Raw genomic sequence first — 15312 nt, forward strand, 5'->3', positions numbered from 1 at the left:
CTACCTGGTAACGGTTCAGCCAAAACTGAGGCAGCATCTTACTTATTGTGCGCAGCGAATGTCTATGTCACCCTTAATATCGCTCTTTTTAAGCACCTTTTTTAAATAATTTGTAACCGGCATTTCACAGAACTTATAAAAAGCGATGCCGACAAAAACGGCTACAATAACGCTTAATACAATTGATATTAAAGGCTGTTTATAGCCAAAACTATTTAAAACTGCAGGAATTAACGGAGCCACACTCGGGTGAATTAAATAAAGTGAATAGGAAGCCGTACCTAAATAAACAAGTTTGCTGCTAAACTGTATCCTGGCACCATCTAAAGATGCACCCCCATAGATAATTAAAAAGGCCGCTAAACCGAAAATCATTTGATTAGTCCCGAAATTAGGAAAAACGATAGCGGCAGGAACAACCAGATAAAGCAGCCCAATTGTAACGAGAGCGATTGCAACTTTAGCAGGCATTTTATACCCCTTTAAAATCAGCTTCGCGGCTATCATTCCGTAAAGAAAATCAAGCACAACCGGATCTGCATAAAAAGCGAGATCCGGCCATCCCGGTTTTTTAAAATACGACAGGATAGCCAGGGGCAAAAAAAGCGCGGCAAAAAAATGGATTGGTTTAAACTTAAAGGCGAGCGAAATACCAAACAGCATGTAAAAAAACATTTCCATGTTCAATGTCCACCCAACGCCATAAAGCGGACGGTATTCGCCATCCACATTTAGGGCCGGGATAAACAAATAGGATTTAACCGCAAGCCAAAAACTAAGCTGCGAGTGCAAAACCATGCCCTGTGTTTTGAGCAACAAAAGTAATTTGAATGTGGTGATAAGCCAGTAGATAGGCACTATCCTTACTATACGTTTAACCGCGAACCGCTGCCAGCCGTCCTTAACGCCTGTAAGGCTTTGCGACGAGATAATCATCACAAAACCGCTGATCACAAAAAACAGTTCGACACCGTTGGCGCCCTGCCCATAAATGTACGATTCTTTAACCAGGCGCTCATGAGTATAAAACGACGAATGGCAGATAATTACCATCAGTGCCGCTATAAACCTGAGTACCTGGATACTGTTAAATTGTGTTGGCCTGCTGGCCGTTGAAAGCCGTATCTGTGATTCCATTACTCACAAGTACGGCGGTAATTCCGGCCGCGTTGCCAAGCAGCCTTATTATTTGCTATTTCTCCTACCTTTTGCCTTCAACCTTTATCCTTTCACCTCGTCCAAAATTACTCGTTCCTCAAACTATCAACAGGGTTTGCGCGGGCTGCTTTTAAGGTATGATAACTAACTGCAGCCAGGGCAGTAATTACTGATATTACAGCACTGGTAGCAAACAACAGCCAATCGGGCTTAATGCGGTATGCGAAGTTTTGCAGCCAGCTGTTGGCCAGGTACCAGGCCAGCGGAGTAGCTATCACAAAAGCGCCTGCGGCGAGGTACATGGTACCGCGGTTAAGCTGCACAAACAGGCTGCCTACCGATGCTCCCAGCACTTTACGGATACCGATCTCTTTAGTGCGGTTAATGGTAGTAAGTCCCGACAGCCCAAACAAACCAAGACATGCTAAAATAATAGCCATAATGCATGATGTAGTAACCGTAGCCATCCAGCTCAAATAAGCATCATAACTTTTGGCAACTTCCTCATCTAAAAAAGTATAATTAAAAGGCAGCTTACCGGTTAGTTTATCCCACTCGGCTTTCAGTTTTTCCATAGCCAGGGGGATGCTTTGATGTGGCTTGATCCTGAACCAGATTAAAAACGTAAGCCCGCGGTTTACCGTGTGATAAGCAGGTTTGATGGCCTGCGTCAAATCGCGATTATGATAGTCTTTACAAACCCCTATAATTACGCCGCCAATGGTTTCGTTATAAACATTCAGGGGCGGTTTGCCGAGCATTTTATACAAAGTTTGGTTAACAATGGTGTTATGCCTCAATTTGGTGCCTTCCGATTTCTTTTGCGAGTCGGTTAGGTCAAACTTCGCGCTGTCAGCTGCTATGTCGCGCGAAAAATCGCGGCCCAGTACAATGGGGATCTTGTTAAATTTAAAGTATTCAAAATCGGCATTGAGGTGATCTATCTGTACTTTTTCGCCGTTCACGAGGTGCGTATTCATATTAGCTCCGCCAAAGCCGAATGAGGTTGCTACGGCTCCGGCCATAAAGGGCTGCATTTCGGTCCAGTGGTAAAGCTGTGCTTGCAGGGCCGTGGCCTGTTGTTTATCGGTAAACCAATAAGGGTTTTCGACCATCACTACCTGGTCTTTATCAAAACCCATTTCGGTTTGGCTTACAAAACGCATTTGTTTGTTAATAATGAGCGATGATATCACCAGCACCACACAAACACCAAACTGCACCATAATAAGCCCTTTCGATAACACCGGATTAATGCGATAAGCCGAAAACCCGCGCATAATATTTAAAGGTTTCAGGCCCGACATGGCGTAGGCCGGGTAAATACCCGCCAGCAGGCCAAGCAGTAAACCAAGCCCCATCAGCAAAACGCCTAAATCGGCAAACGAAAAACTGTTTAACGAGATGTCTGCGCCCGTAACACTATTAAAAAAAGGCATAGCCGCCACCGCCAGTACAAAACCCACCGCTACCGAAACAAATGCAAGCACCTGCGTTTGGGTATAATACTGTACAATAATTTGCAGCCTGCCCGCGCCAATAGTTTTGCGCACCCCCACATCCTGCGATTTTGATACCGCGTTGGTAAGTGTAAGCAACACATAATTAAAGCAGGCTATCACCAAAATCAATACCATCAGGCACATCAGCTGATAAATATTTTTAAGATTGGTGTAATGCTCCCACGAACCGCCTGTGTTGTAATGCGCATCGGCAAAGGGCCTTAAGCGGATATAGGTATCAGGCACTTTGGTATCTGGCGACTGGCTTTGAACGCTGCTATTTAGCGGCTTAAAATAGGTTTTAGAAAAGGCGTCCAGCTTTTGCTGAAAGCGGGCCATATCCGTACCGTTTTTTAGCTTGATAATAAGTATCTCATTAAACGTATTAAGCCCATCCTTCATTTTACCGGCATAACCGTCCATCGAGGTAATTGGCATCACCATATCAAACTGCATGCTTGAATTGGCTGGGAAGTTTTTCATTAAACCAACAATACTTACGGGCACAGGCTGGGCATCGCCAGGGATAAGCACGGTTTTACCGATAGGATCGGCAATGCCGAAATATTTTTTAGCCAGCCGCTCGCTGATTACAGCCTGGTTATGGCCCGATAATATGGTTTCCGGATCGCCATGCAGCAGGGGGAAATTAAATGTTTTAAAAAAATCGGCATCAACAAAGGCCAGGGTATGCTTGTCCTCCTGAAAGCTTTGGTTACCAACTTTAATAACCGGTTTGTAATAGCCATCAAACCTTACGGCGCTCTCAATTTCGGGAAAGTTTTGCTTAAGCGCGGGACCTAAAACCGGTGGGGTAACAGGGGTATTTTCTTCATCTTCGGTTTTGGTTAAAAATGAGAAAATACTTTTCGGCTTTTGATCGTCTGCTTTAGGTGGGTTAAGCCCCGTTTCTTCAACCCTGTACAACTGATCTGCATCGTTATGAAATTTATCAAACGATTGCTCGTTTTTTACATGCAGGTAAATCAGGATACAAAAAGCGCTTGCCATACCAAGGCCAATAATATTAATGGCCGAGTACAGTTTGTTGCGAAAAATGTTGCGGAACGCGAGTACGAGGTTGGTCTTTAGCATAGGTGTTTGTTTTAGTGTTAATGATAAAGCAGGCCCTGTTAGCTAAAGCTATTATGTTAAAAAAAATGTCCGGTCAGCTAACGCTCGTTTTTCATGCCAATATTATGCCTGCATTATAATAAACTGTATATCAAACAGTAAAATATCAAACCAAAGTTAAATCGTCCGTTTACGAACAGTGGAGCGTTCGGAAATATACACTGAATGGGGTGTTGGCCGAAGGTTCTTTATGGGTCGAAGTTTAGCGGTATCGTAATTTCAACTGGGGTATTTTGGCAGCCTAAAAGAAATTAGGCTGCCAACCATATCTAAACCAGCTTATTCTGCCGCGCCCTCTTCTTCATCCTTAGGCTCCCAAAGTTCAATGATATTGCCTTCGGGGTCGAGGATATGTACAAATTTGCCGTAATCGTATTCGGCAATCTCATCAACAATAGTTACGTTCTCTTTTTTCAATTCATCAATCAGGGCGGAGAGGTTTTCTACCCGGTAATTGATCATAAAAGGTTTTTCGGATGGGTTAAAGTACTTGGTATCCTGCGGGAAGGCGCTCCAGGTTGTTGATCCTTTTTTTGAAGGATCATCATCATGCCGCCATTCAAAAGTTGTTCCGTACGCGCTTACAGGGAAACCTAAGTTTTTTGCATACCATTCGTTCATCGATTTTGGGTCGTTACTTTTAAAAAATAAGCCGCCAATGCCTGTTACTTTTTTCATATTTAGATGTGAGGTTTATTGATCACTAAGATAAGCTTCTTAATGTATTGTTGGTGAGAATGCTTTGTAAAATAGTTTACACAATCGATCCTCCCGTTTTACACTGTCAGTAAACATCAGCCGTTATCCGGACCGTAGTATAAAACCTTTGGCCTTTTAACATTCCTCCTTTACCTTAATACGTCATTTAGTTGCAATTAACAATAATTCATGCCATTGTTGTACCTTATCATCGGCACAAAAAATTAAATTTGCAACCGTTAAACATTCATTCTTTTGGACAGAAAACTGATTATAGGAACCCGTGGCAGTGAATTGGCTTTATGGCAGGCCAATTTTGTTAAAGACAGCCTTGCTGCCATCAACATTACCGCCGAGTTAAAGATCATCAAAACACAGGGCGACCGTATCCTGAACCTTAGCTTTGATAAGCTGGAAGGCAAAGGTTTCTTTACCAAAGAATTAGAAGAAGAATTATTAGCCGGCACTATAGATCTGGCCGTTCATTCGCATAAAGATTTGCCGACTGAAAACCCTCCGGGACTCATTATCGCGGCAGTTTCAGAACGGGAAGATCCGTCTGAACTGTTGTTGATATTGAAGGATTGCGTTGATGTGCACCAGAAACTGTCGCTTAAATATGGCGGTATAGTAGGTACCTCATCAAACCGCCGTAAAGCCCAGTTGCTGGCCCACCGTCCCGACCTTGAAATTGAAGATTTGCGCGGCAACGTACCTACGCGGATAGGGAAACTGCGCGACGAAAAATATGACGCCATTATGCTGGCCAAAGCCGGTGTTGCCCGTTTAGGGATCGACCTGAGCGAGTTCCACGTTGAGGAACTTACCCCTGTCGAACTGATCCCGGCCCCGGCGCAAGGGGCGTTGGCTATCCAGATTCGCGAAACAGACCACGAACTTTTTGAAGCCCTGCAGGCCTTACATCATGCCGATGTAGCCGAGGAATTAGCAGTTGAGCGTACTGTATTAAAATTATTTGGCGGCGGCTGCCATTTGCCTTTAGGCTGCTACTGCCGTAAAGAAGAGGGGCAGTTCCAGGTATTCACCTCGAAAGCTGAAGAAGGCGACCAGTTTCCGGACAGGTTGTTTTTAGAAGCGCCAACCACCGAAGGCCTTGCCGAGCGGGTAGTAGCTAAATTTGACAAGGACCGCAAGCGCCCTGCAAGCGTATTCATTTCGCGCGAGTTGGGTGAGCAAAGCTATTTCCGCAAAGCGATTGAAAAGCACGGCATCGCCGTAGAGGCGCGCTCACTGATCCGCACCGTGCCGGTAATGACGCACCTCGATTCATACATATTAAGAAATGTGGATTGGATCTTCTTTTCGAGCAAAAACGCTGTCGAATACTTTTTTCAGCTTAACCCGCAGTTTCCTAAAAAGGTGAAGTTTGGGGTAATGGGTAGCGGCAGCGAAGAAATGTTGCGCCGCAAAGGCCACTTTACCGATTATGTGGGCGAAGGTACCGACACCGCCGAAGTAGCCGAAGAATTTGCCAAACTGGCCAACGGAAGCATTGTGCTGTTCCCGGGGGCTGAAAACCCGATGAGGAGCATTCAGCAGGGGCTTTCGGCCGATACCAAAATAATCGACCTGCCCGTTTACGAAACCGTGCTGGAAGAGGATGTTGAGGCCAGCGGCGCGGATGTGATGGTGTTTACCAGTCCGTCAAACGTGGAAGCCTACTTTGCCAATAACCTGCTCGACCCTTACCAGAAAGTAGTGGCGATAGGCAAATCAACCGGCAAAAAATTTGACGAAATGGGTGTAAAATACACGCTTCCCTACTCGCCCGACGAAGTTGGGCTGGCAGAGGCGGTGTTTGGGATATAAGCCCCGCCCCCTAACCCCCTAAAGGGGGAACAATTAGTTGGGTGAATGATATAGTGTATAATTAATAACTTGATTTTAAAACTCCCCCTTTAGGGGGTTTGGGGGGCTTATGTTACAACGACCAAGAAGGAACCGCAAGAGTGAAGTGATCCGCCAGATGGTGCAGGAAACGCATGTTAGCGCGGCTAACCTGATTTTTCCGCTGTTTATTATTGATGGCGTAAACCAGAAAAGTGAAGTGGCATCAATGCCGGGCATCTTCCGTTATTCTATTGATAATTTGCTGCGCGAGATTGAAAGCTGCATGAAGTTGGGCTTGAACTCGTTCGATCTGTTCCCGAATATTGCCGAGGAACTGAAAGATAAATTCGCTACCGAAAGCTACCGCGACGAAAGTTTATACCTGCGCGCTATCCGCGAGGTAAAGAAAAACTTTCCGGAAGCCTGCGTAATTACCGATGTTGCTATGGATCCTTACAGCAGCGATGGCCACGACGGCATTGTAGAGAATGGTGTGATCCTGAATGATGAAACTTTAGATGTTTTGGGTAAAATGGCTTTGGCACATGCACAATCGGGCGCGGATATCATCGCCCCATCAGATATGATGGACGGCCGTGTGGGTTACATTCGCAATGTGCTGGATGATAATGGCTTTACCAATGTATCTATCATGTCGTACTCGGCCAAGTATGCCAGTGCGTTTTATGGGCCGTTCAGGGATGCCTTGAACTCGGCGCCTAAATTCGGCGATAAAAAAACCTACCAGATGAACCCTGCAAACCAACGCGAGGCCCTGATTGAGGCCGAGTTGGATGAGGTGGAAGGCGCGGACTTCCTGATGGTAAAACCGGCATTATCATACCTGGATGTGATCAAGCTGATCAAAGATAACACCGAGCTACCGGTAGCTGCCTACAACGTAAGCGGCGAATATGCCATGATCAAGGCAGCGGTACAACGCGGCTGGCTTAATGAGCAGCGCGCCATTACCGAGGTGCTCACCAGCATCCGCCGTGCAGGTGCAACCGCCATTTTAACTTACCACGCCAAGGAGGTTTTGGAGAATAAGTGGTTGTAGGGGAGCTAAAAGCGGAAGGCTAAAGGCCCAGAGCTCAATAAACAACAATAATAAAAGCTTTAAGCCTTGAGCTTTTTGCTTTTAGCTAATAAAAACAGCTTTAAGCCTTTGGCTTTCTGCTTTACGCTCAAAAAAAGCTTTAAGCTTAAATAAATATGTTTGATTCAATAAAAAAGATGTTTTCAGCAGAGGATGAACCGGTAAATACAACGGGTAAGCCGGATATTAGTCGCGAAAAATCGGCAGAGTTGTATGCCAGGGCGCAAACTTATTTTCCGGGTGGGGTTAACTCGCCGGTGAGGGCTTTTAAATCGGTTTACGGTACGCCGTTGTTTATTCAAAAAGGGGATGGTGCGCATATCTGGGATGCCGATGGCAACGAGTTTATAGATTATTGCTGCTCATGGGGGCCGCTCATCCTGGGCCATAACAACGCCAAAGTACGCGAAAAAGTAACCGAGGTAATGCAAAACGGCATGAGTTTCGGCGCGCCAACAGCTTTAGAAAACGAGCTTGCCGAGCTGATCCTCAAAAACAACAAGTTTATCGAAAAAATCCGTTTTGTAAGCTCAGGCACCGAGGCCGTAATGTCGGCTATCAGGTTGGCCAGGGGCTACACCAAACGCGATAAGATCCTGAAGTTTGAAGGCTGCTACCACGGACATGCCGATGCCCTGCTGGTAAAAGCGGGTTCGGGTTTGGTTACTTTCGGCGAAACCTCATCGGCAGGTGTGCCAAAATCAGTAGCTGATGAAACCATTGTGGTAGCTTTGAATGATAAGGAAGCTTTAATTAAGGCATTTGAGGAGTTTAAAAACCAGATAGCGGCAGTAATTATTGAGCCGGTACCGGCCAACAACGGTTTATTGCTGCAGGAAAAAGAATACCTGCAATACCTGCGCGACATCTGTACCCAAAACGGTACCCTGTTGATATTTGATGAGGTGATTTCGGGCTTCCGTGTGGGCTTTGAGGGCGCTGCCGGTTACTACCAGATCAAACCGGATATCATTACTTACGGTAAAATTATCGGTGGCGGGATGCCCGTGGGCGCTTATGGTTCATCGGCGGCTATAATGAGTAATATTTCGCCGGAAGGGTCTGTTTACCAGGCCGGTACTTTATCAGGTAACCCGGTTGCCATGGGGGCTGGCATTGCTCAACTCAGCGAGCTTTTACGCGCAGGCTTTTACCGCGACCTGAACAATAAAACAGAAGAGTTTGTAGAAGCAATTCAGCGGTTTGCTACTGCCCGCAATTATAAATTTAAGGTATTTGGCATCGGCTCCATATTTTGGTTCGCATTTACAGATAAAGAGTATATTCGTAAGGCAGAAGATATAGATGCATCTGGAATGGAGAAATTCAAAAAGCTTCACCGCGAGTTGCTGAACAGGGGCATTTATTTAGGTCCGTCGGGTTATGAGGTTGGCTTTATATCATCAGCCCATACCAAAACAGACCTGGAGAAAACAAAACGTGCTATATTTGATAGTTTGGATTTAGTTTTTAAACCCCACCCAACCCTCCCAGGAAGGGAGGGCTAAAATAAAATCTTGAAGTCTCCTCCTTTGGAGGAGATTTAGAGGAGGTACAATGAAAAAGACATTCGTAATTTTCTATGCGCTCATTACCTACGCTGTTGCGGAGTTGGTTTGGTGGGGCTATATGCTGGTTACGCTGCAGCCGCGCCGTACCGGCATGATCATGGGCGAAGGCGCCATGTTTATTGCCGTGTTTTTAATAGGCGCTATTAACCTGCACCGTTCGTTTAACAAAGAGCGCCGGTTACAGGAGCAGAAAAAGAATTTCCTGATGTCGGTTACGCATGAGTTGAAATCGCCATTGGCTTCCATCAAGATCCTTTTGCAAACCATCCAGAAGCGCCAGCTTACCAGGGAGCAGATTCTCGATTTTATTGATAAATCATTAAACGATGTGGAGCGTTTGGATGATATGGTGGAGAACATGCTGCTGGCATCCAAGCTCGAAAACCAATCGTACAGCTTTCCTAAGGCCAGCTTTAACCTTTCGGTTTTGGTTGACAGCATTGTTAACCGTTTGCAAATATCCAAATGCGATTGTAACCAGCAGATCATCGAAGCAGAGATTGAGCCTAAGGTGGAAATTATCGGCGATAAGTTCGCGCTTACCTCGGTAGTGACTAATTTGATTGAGAACGCCGTAAAATATTCAAGTCCGTGTTCGTCGGTAGGTGTAAAACTTTTCTCGAAAGATGATAAGGTTTATTTGCAGGTATCAGATCACGGCATCGGTATTGCCGATTCAGAAAAAACACGCATCTTCGATCGGTTTTACCGCGTAGGCAGTGAAGATACCCGTAACACCAAAGGCACCGGACTGGGCCTTTACATCGTTAAGGAGGTGTTGGATAAACACCAGGCCAGCATCAGGGTGAAAGATAACCGCCCGGTTGGCAGCATTTTTGAAGTTACATTTGGATTAACCTAAATTACAAGATGAACAATACGCCCAACAAAAAAAGAATTTTACTGGCCGAAGACGAAGAGCATTTGTTAGAGGCTATTAAGCTTAACCTTGAGCTTGAGGGCTACAAGGTTTCGCCGGCTAAAAACGGCAAAAAAGCCTTGCAACTTTTTAAAGAAGAACGTTTTAACCTGGTGATATTAGACGTGATGATGCCCGAGATTGACGGCTTTGTGGTAGCCGAAACCATCAGGCTTGAAAATACCGAGGTGCCTATCATGTTTTTGACGGCTAAAAACACCAACGAGGACAAGATTTCGGGCCTGAAAAAAGGAGCTGATGATTACCTGACCAAGCCGTTTAACCTGGAAGAGTTGATTTTAAGGGTGAACAACCTGGTGAAACGCAGCCTGAAAGGCGAAGACCTGAAAGAGTTTAACAGCTATAAAATAGGCGATAAAACCATCCACTTCAACTCGTTTGAACTGGTTAATGAAGATGGTTCGATCACCGCGCTTACCAAAAAAGAAACCATGCTGCTGAAACTGCTGATTGAGCGCCGTAACGACGCTGTATCGCGCGAGCAAATCCTGGAAACTGTTTGGAACTATGACGTTTACCCGTCAACCCGTACTATCGATAACTTTATCCTAACCTTCCGTAAGTATTTTGAACCGGATCCTAAAAACCCGGTTTATTTTCACTCTATCCGCGGTGTAGGCTATAAATTTACCGATAACCAGCATTAATGTTCAGCAACAGGGTACGCATATTCATTGCTTTTGTATTCCTGCTATCGTTGGGGGTGTTATTGTATTTCCGCATTTATGAGCTGGCCGCTGTAGCTGCCATGATGATCATTTTGCTAATCTGGGATTATTTCAGGCAAGGTACGTTGGTGGTAGCAGCCAAACATTTTCATGTTAAGGATTATGATAAAACGGTAGCCTCGCTAAACCAGATCATGAAACCCGAATGGCTCAGCAAAAAGCGCCGCGGTTATTATGAGTTTATATACGGCGGTGTATGCCTGCAAAAGCAGGATTTTGAAGGGGCAGAAAGGCATTATGAAATAGCGGCGCAATATCCTCTACGTTCTGTAAATGATCACGTAGCCGCGTTGGTAAGCGTGGCCAATATCAGCATAAGGCGCGGCAACTACGAAAAAGCCAAAGCCTACCTGCAACTGGCCGAGCAGCACAGGGATACGATAACCGCAAAAATGAAGGAGGTAATTAACCGCCTTCAACAGGAATTGAAAAAGCACTAAAAAGAGAGTCAAGACAGCAAGAAGTAAGAGTCAAGACAGCAAGAGACAATAAAAAAGATAAAGAGACGGGAGGACAGATTCAGGAAACAAGATAAAAAGCGAGGGAAGCAAAAAATAAGAGTAAGGAAGAGTAGTTCTTTCTTGCATCTTGATTTCTTACTTCCTGATTCTCTTCTTCTTGGCACTTGATTCTTGATTTCTTGCTTCTACCACAAATTATGAGAGATTCGTTATTAATAAAAGCGGCATTTTCAGAGGCTACAGAACGCCCGCCGGTATGGATGATGAGGCAGGCAGGCCGCTTTATGAAAGAGTATTGGGATATCAAAAACAAATACTCCTTCCTTGAAATGTGCAAAACACCGGAGATTGCTGCCGATGTTACCATGCTGCCGGTTGATCTGCTGGGTATTGACGGCGCGATCCTGTTTTCGGATATCCTGGTAACCGGCGAAGCCATGGGTGGCGACTTGAGTTTTAACGCGGGTGTTGGTCCGCTGTTCGCGAACCCGGTGCGCACACAGGCCGATATCGACGCTTTGCAAACCGATGTATTGGATAAACTGCAATATGTGGGTGATGCCATTAAAGTAATTCAGCAACGCCTGGCTGGCCGCATCCCTTTAATCGGTTTTGCCGGTGCGCCGTTTACGGTGATGAGTTACCTGGTTGAGGGCGGATCATCAAAGGATTTTAAACGCACCAAGCTGATGCTGCACAATGAGCCGGAAATGGCACATCAGCTGTTAGCAAAAATTGCCAGAGTTACGGCAGATTACCTGAATATGCAGATAGCTGCAGGTGTAAACGCCGTGCAAATTTTTGATAGCTGGGCACAGGCTTTGGCTTGGGATGATTACAAAGAGTTTAGCCACCGTTATATTGCCGAAATCATCAGCAAGTTAAACCGTAAGGATATCCCGGTGATTTCTTTCTGCAAAGGCAGCTCGGTTTTCGCGCCACTAATGGCGGAGGCCAAACCGGATGTGGTATCTATCGACTGGAATGTTGATCTTTTAGACATCAAAAAACGTTTACCAGCAGGCATCGCAGTACAGGGTAACCTCGACCCGCATATTTTGTATGCTGATAAGAAAGTAATTAAAGAACGCATCTACCGCTTGTTCGACAGGATGAAAGGAGAGAACGGCTTTATTTTCAACCTGGGCCACGGCATTATGCCGGATATTCCATTTGATAATGTGAAGTACGCGGTGGAAGTGATTAAAGAATATGCCCCCTAACCCCATAAAGGGGGAACTGAGGCGCAAAGCCCCCCGGCCCCCTAAAGGGGGAGTTTTAAGAACATGAGGGGATTGGCGCTAAGTGCAACGATACAAGGGGCTTTAAATAAATTATAGAATATAAACCGGCGAGGGCCGGGAAGCGCGATTCCCCTCTTGAGAGGGGTGGAGGGGTGTGTTAACAAGGCGATAAGAACGCGGATGAAACACACCCCTGCTTACGCTCTTTCCCACCGCGCCCCTCTCAAGTGGGGGTGTAAACCGCCGGACATTGAATAACGCTAATAAATACACCCATTTAGGGGCGGGGACATATGTACGATTACGTAAAAGCTATACACATCATTTTTGTAGTCTGCTGGATGGCGGGCTTATTTTATAGCGTACGTTTGTTTATTTATCATACCGAGGCACAGGATAAGCCCGAGCCTGACCGTACTATACTATCCAAACAATTTGAGATCATCGAGTGCAAGTTATGGAATATCATAACCATCCCCTCTATGTACCTCACCATAGCGGCGGGTGCAACAATGCTTATCCTGAAACCAATTTGGTTGCATTTTGGTTGGATGCATATTAAACTAACCTTTGTACTGGGGTTGGTAGTTTACCATTTTATCTGCCAAAATAAAATAAAACAGATGCGTAATGGTGTATTCAAATGGACATCTATTCAACTCCGTTTATGGAATGAGGTTGCCACAATTTTTCTTTTCGCCATTGTTTTCCTTGTAGTACTTAAAAGTGCTTTGAATTGGATTTTCGGCGTTGTGGGATTGGTCTCGCTGGCTGTGATCTTGATGATAGCGGTGAAAATCTATAAGCGGTTTAGGGAGAGGAAATAAGATTGTTAATTAAAATTCACAGTCTTCAACCCCGAGTTTTGGATTATAAATTGAAAGTCCTGATCATCATGTAGAAGCAAAACATTATTTTTAATTGCGTATGTCGCAATTAAGCAATCATTCGGCTTTCTAATTGTTATCCCCTTTGTTCGTAAATTCTGATATAAATTGGCAGCTTCAATAGCCATTTCGTAGGGGTCTTCCGCCAACTTGGTCATGCTATCAAAATAAGATTTGATTTTCTTTACTTCAGAATCTAAAGCGATGCCTTGCAACATTTCCTGCATTATTATAGGGCAGGTAGCCACCACAATATATGCAAGATTACTCCTTAAAAACTTACTTGCTTGTGTTTCGATGCCCTTAAAAAAATTGATCCAGACTGATGTGTCAACTAAAACAATATCCACTATTCAAAAGCTTTATCATCAAGTTGAACTTTACCCCACAGTTCTGCAAGTTTTTTTTGATTTTCAATAGTGACATATAATTTCAAAGCCTCTTCAATAACAGCCTTCTTGGTTTTTATATTACCCAATTCCTGAGCTTTTGCTATCAATTCGTCGTTTAAATCTACATTCGTTCTCATACACATAAATTTTAATAAATATACACATTTTAGAAATTCATTGCTAAATTTATTCACCAAAAATATTTCAATCCCCATGCAACCATTTACATCTCCCCACCATCTTACCTATAAATGATGTTTTTGGAACCTAACTATACCATTCACCAATTGATTGATCGCTGCCGGGCAGGCGAGCGTAAAGCACAGGAGTTGCTTTACAAACAGTTTGCCGGGAAAATGCTGGGGGTATGCATGCGCTACGCTACCGACCGCATGGAGGCCGAAGATATGCTGCAGAATGGTTTTATCAGGGTTTTTCAAAAACTGCAGGATTACCGGGGCGACGGATCATTTGAGGGCTGGGTTAGGCGCATTATGGTTCATAGTTCTATCGAGTATTACCGAAAACATCATAAAATGATGCAGGTTGTTGATATGGACGAGGCCGCGGGCAACGAACCTTCGGTAAACCCGATAGCCTCGGCCAACCTGGATGCCAAAGTGCTGATGGGCATGATCCAGCAACTGTCGCCGGGATACCGCATCGTATTTAACCTTTACGCGCTTGAAGGTTATTCGCATAAAGAGATAGCCGAAATTGTGGGCATTACCGAGGGTGCCTCCAAATCGCAGCTATCAAGGGCGCGCACAATACTGAAAGAACAAATTGCTAAAATGGAGGGCAAAAGTTATGGATATGCAGGATAAGGAACTGGACAGGCTGTTTAAACAACAGCTCGATGACCTGGAAATACAACCGTCGGCCGAGGTATGGCAAGGCATCAGCTCCGGATTAAATACCCACAGGCGTAAAACGATGTTATTGCCCCTGCTTAGCGCGGCAGCAGGCGTAATATTGCTGGTTACTGCCGGAATACTGTTTATCCCCAAAAAACCGGTTAAAAGTGCTGATGCCCAACATTCAAACCAAATAGTTAAAATAGCTAAACCTGTAAAGCAACCAGCTGCTGTTAAAAATGATGCCGTGGCACCTCCAACACCAATTCAAAACAAAACAACAGTTAACCCGGTTATAGCACCTGTTAATACGTTAGCGCAAACAAATAAACCTAAAACAAAAAACAATTTGGCCCAGCCTGTAAAACAGCCCGTTAGCGAAAACAAACCTCCTGTAGATGCCCTTGCAGATCAGCCTGTTGTTGCGCAAGCTCCTGTTGTAAACCATGATGTTGTTAACATTTCAAAACCGGATACATCGGTTAATGTTATCACTCCCAAACCAGCTGTGCTTAATGATGACAAATCGCAGCAGGCATTAATAGCGCAGGTTCCTGCCCGGCCTGCTCCAACAGATGCAAAACCGGCAAAGAAACATCACCGCATCCGCAGTATTGGCGATGTGTTTAATGTGATGATAGCCGCCGTGGATAAACGGAAAGACAAGGTAATTGAGTTTACCAACACAGATGATGACGATGCCACCATTACAGGTGTAAACCTCGGCTTCATTAAAGTGAAAAAAGAAAAAGATAAATAAGATTAAATAGAAAAGATATATTGCAACAG

At 44.8% G+C, this 15312-nt stretch carries 15 protein-coding genes; 10 read left to right on the forward strand and 5 right to left on the reverse strand.

Annotated elements, in window-relative coordinates; all coding sequences use genetic code 11:
• Positions 1-42: 42 nt before the first annotated feature.
• The 3 genes from LX99_RS11970 to LX99_RS11980 form a co-directional block, all read right to left on the reverse strand.
• Positions 43-1137, reverse strand: coding sequence for an acyltransferase family protein (locus LX99_RS11970; protein WP_109608107.1), 1095 nt, complete (start codon positions 1135-1137; stop codon positions 43-45).
• Between the two features lie 107 nt (positions 1138-1244).
• Positions 1245-3755, reverse strand: a complete 2511-nt coding sequence (locus LX99_RS11975; RefSeq protein ID WP_109608108.1) for an ABC transporter permease — start codon at positions 3753-3755, stop codon at positions 1245-1247.
• Positions 3756-4073: 318 nt separating this feature from the next.
• Positions 4074-4472 (reverse strand): VOC family protein, encoded by a 399-nt coding sequence (locus LX99_RS11980; RefSeq protein WP_109608109.1) that lies wholly within the window; start codon positions 4470-4472, stop codon positions 4074-4076.
• Between the two features lie 276 nt (positions 4473-4748).
• Between LX99_RS11980 and hemC the strand changes: the two genes are divergently transcribed.
• The 8 genes from hemC to LX99_RS12020 all read left to right on the forward strand — a co-directional run bounded on the left by hemC (position 4749) and on the right by LX99_RS12020 (position 13214).
• Positions 4749-6323, forward strand: a complete 1575-nt coding sequence (gene hemC / locus LX99_RS11985; protein ID WP_109608110.1) for a hydroxymethylbilane synthase — start codon at positions 4749-4751, stop codon at positions 6321-6323.
• 109 nt (positions 6324-6432) lie between these two features.
• Positions 6433-7404, forward strand: coding sequence for a porphobilinogen synthase (gene hemB, locus LX99_RS11990; protein ID WP_109608111.1), 972 nt, complete (start codon positions 6433-6435; stop codon positions 7402-7404).
• A gap of 155 nt (positions 7405-7559) precedes the next feature.
• A complete protein-coding gene (gene hemL, locus LX99_RS11995; protein ID WP_109608112.1) occupies positions 7560-8951 on the forward strand; it encodes a glutamate-1-semialdehyde 2,1-aminomutase in 1392 nt (463 codons plus the stop codon).
• A 49-nt stretch (positions 8952-9000) separates the two neighbouring features.
• On the forward strand, positions 9001-9876 hold the full coding sequence (locus tag LX99_RS12000) for a sensor histidine kinase (RefSeq protein WP_109608113.1): 876 nt from the start codon (positions 9001-9003) through the stop codon (positions 9874-9876).
• Positions 9877-9884: 8 nt separating this feature from the next.
• Positions 9885-10601, forward strand: a complete 717-nt coding sequence (locus LX99_RS12005) for a response regulator transcription factor (RefSeq protein ID WP_022833401.1) — start codon at positions 9885-9887, stop codon at positions 10599-10601.
• Positions 10601-11122 (forward strand): tetratricopeptide repeat protein, encoded by a 522-nt coding sequence (locus tag LX99_RS12010; RefSeq protein WP_109608114.1) that lies wholly within the window; start codon positions 10601-10603, stop codon positions 11120-11122. Before LX99_RS12005 ends, LX99_RS12010 begins: the two co-directional genes overlap by 1 nt.
• Before the next feature lie 218 nt (positions 11123-11340).
• The gene (hemE, locus tag LX99_RS12015) at positions 11341-12366 is read left to right on the forward strand and encodes a uroporphyrinogen decarboxylase (protein ID WP_109608115.1); all 1026 of its coding nucleotides are present in this window, start codon (positions 11341-11343) and stop codon (positions 12364-12366) included.
• 314 nt (positions 12367-12680) lie between these two features.
• Complete coding sequence (locus LX99_RS12020) at positions 12681-13214, forward strand: CopD family protein (RefSeq protein ID WP_109608116.1); 534 nt, start codon at positions 12681-12683, stop codon at positions 13212-13214.
• 5 nt (positions 13215-13219) lie between these two features.
• On the opposite strand, the gene vapC is transcribed toward LX99_RS12020, so the two are convergent.
• Positions 13220-13624 carry a type II toxin-antitoxin system VapC family toxin gene (gene vapC, locus LX99_RS12025; RefSeq protein ID WP_211319013.1) on the reverse strand — a complete coding sequence of 135 codons (405 nt, stop codon included), beginning with the start codon at positions 13622-13624 and terminating at the stop codon, positions 13220-13222.
• A complete protein-coding gene (locus LX99_RS12030) occupies positions 13624-13803 on the reverse strand; it encodes a type II toxin-antitoxin system VapB family antitoxin (protein ID WP_042727419.1) in 180 nt (59 codons plus the stop codon). Before LX99_RS12030 ends, vapC begins: the two co-directional genes overlap by 1 nt.
• Positions 13804-13920: 117 nt before the next feature.
• Between LX99_RS12030 and LX99_RS12035 the strand changes: the two genes are divergently transcribed.
• Together LX99_RS12035 and LX99_RS12040 are read left to right on the forward strand one after the other, a co-directional pair.
• On the forward strand, positions 13921-14493 hold the full coding sequence (locus LX99_RS12035; RefSeq protein ID WP_109608450.1) for an RNA polymerase sigma factor: 573 nt from the start codon (positions 13921-13923) through the stop codon (positions 14491-14493).
• Complete coding sequence (locus LX99_RS12040; RefSeq protein ID WP_109608118.1) at positions 14477-15283, forward strand: hypothetical protein; 807 nt, start codon at positions 14477-14479, stop codon at positions 15281-15283. The genes LX99_RS12035 and LX99_RS12040 overlap by 17 nt, the downstream gene beginning before the upstream one ends.
• Positions 15284-15312: the final 29 nt, after the last annotated feature.

Origin of the sequence: Mucilaginibacter oryzae (assembly GCF_003148845.1) — a bacterium.
Lineage (GTDB): Bacteria > Bacteroidota > Bacteroidia > Sphingobacteriales > Sphingobacteriaceae > Mucilaginibacter > Mucilaginibacter oryzae.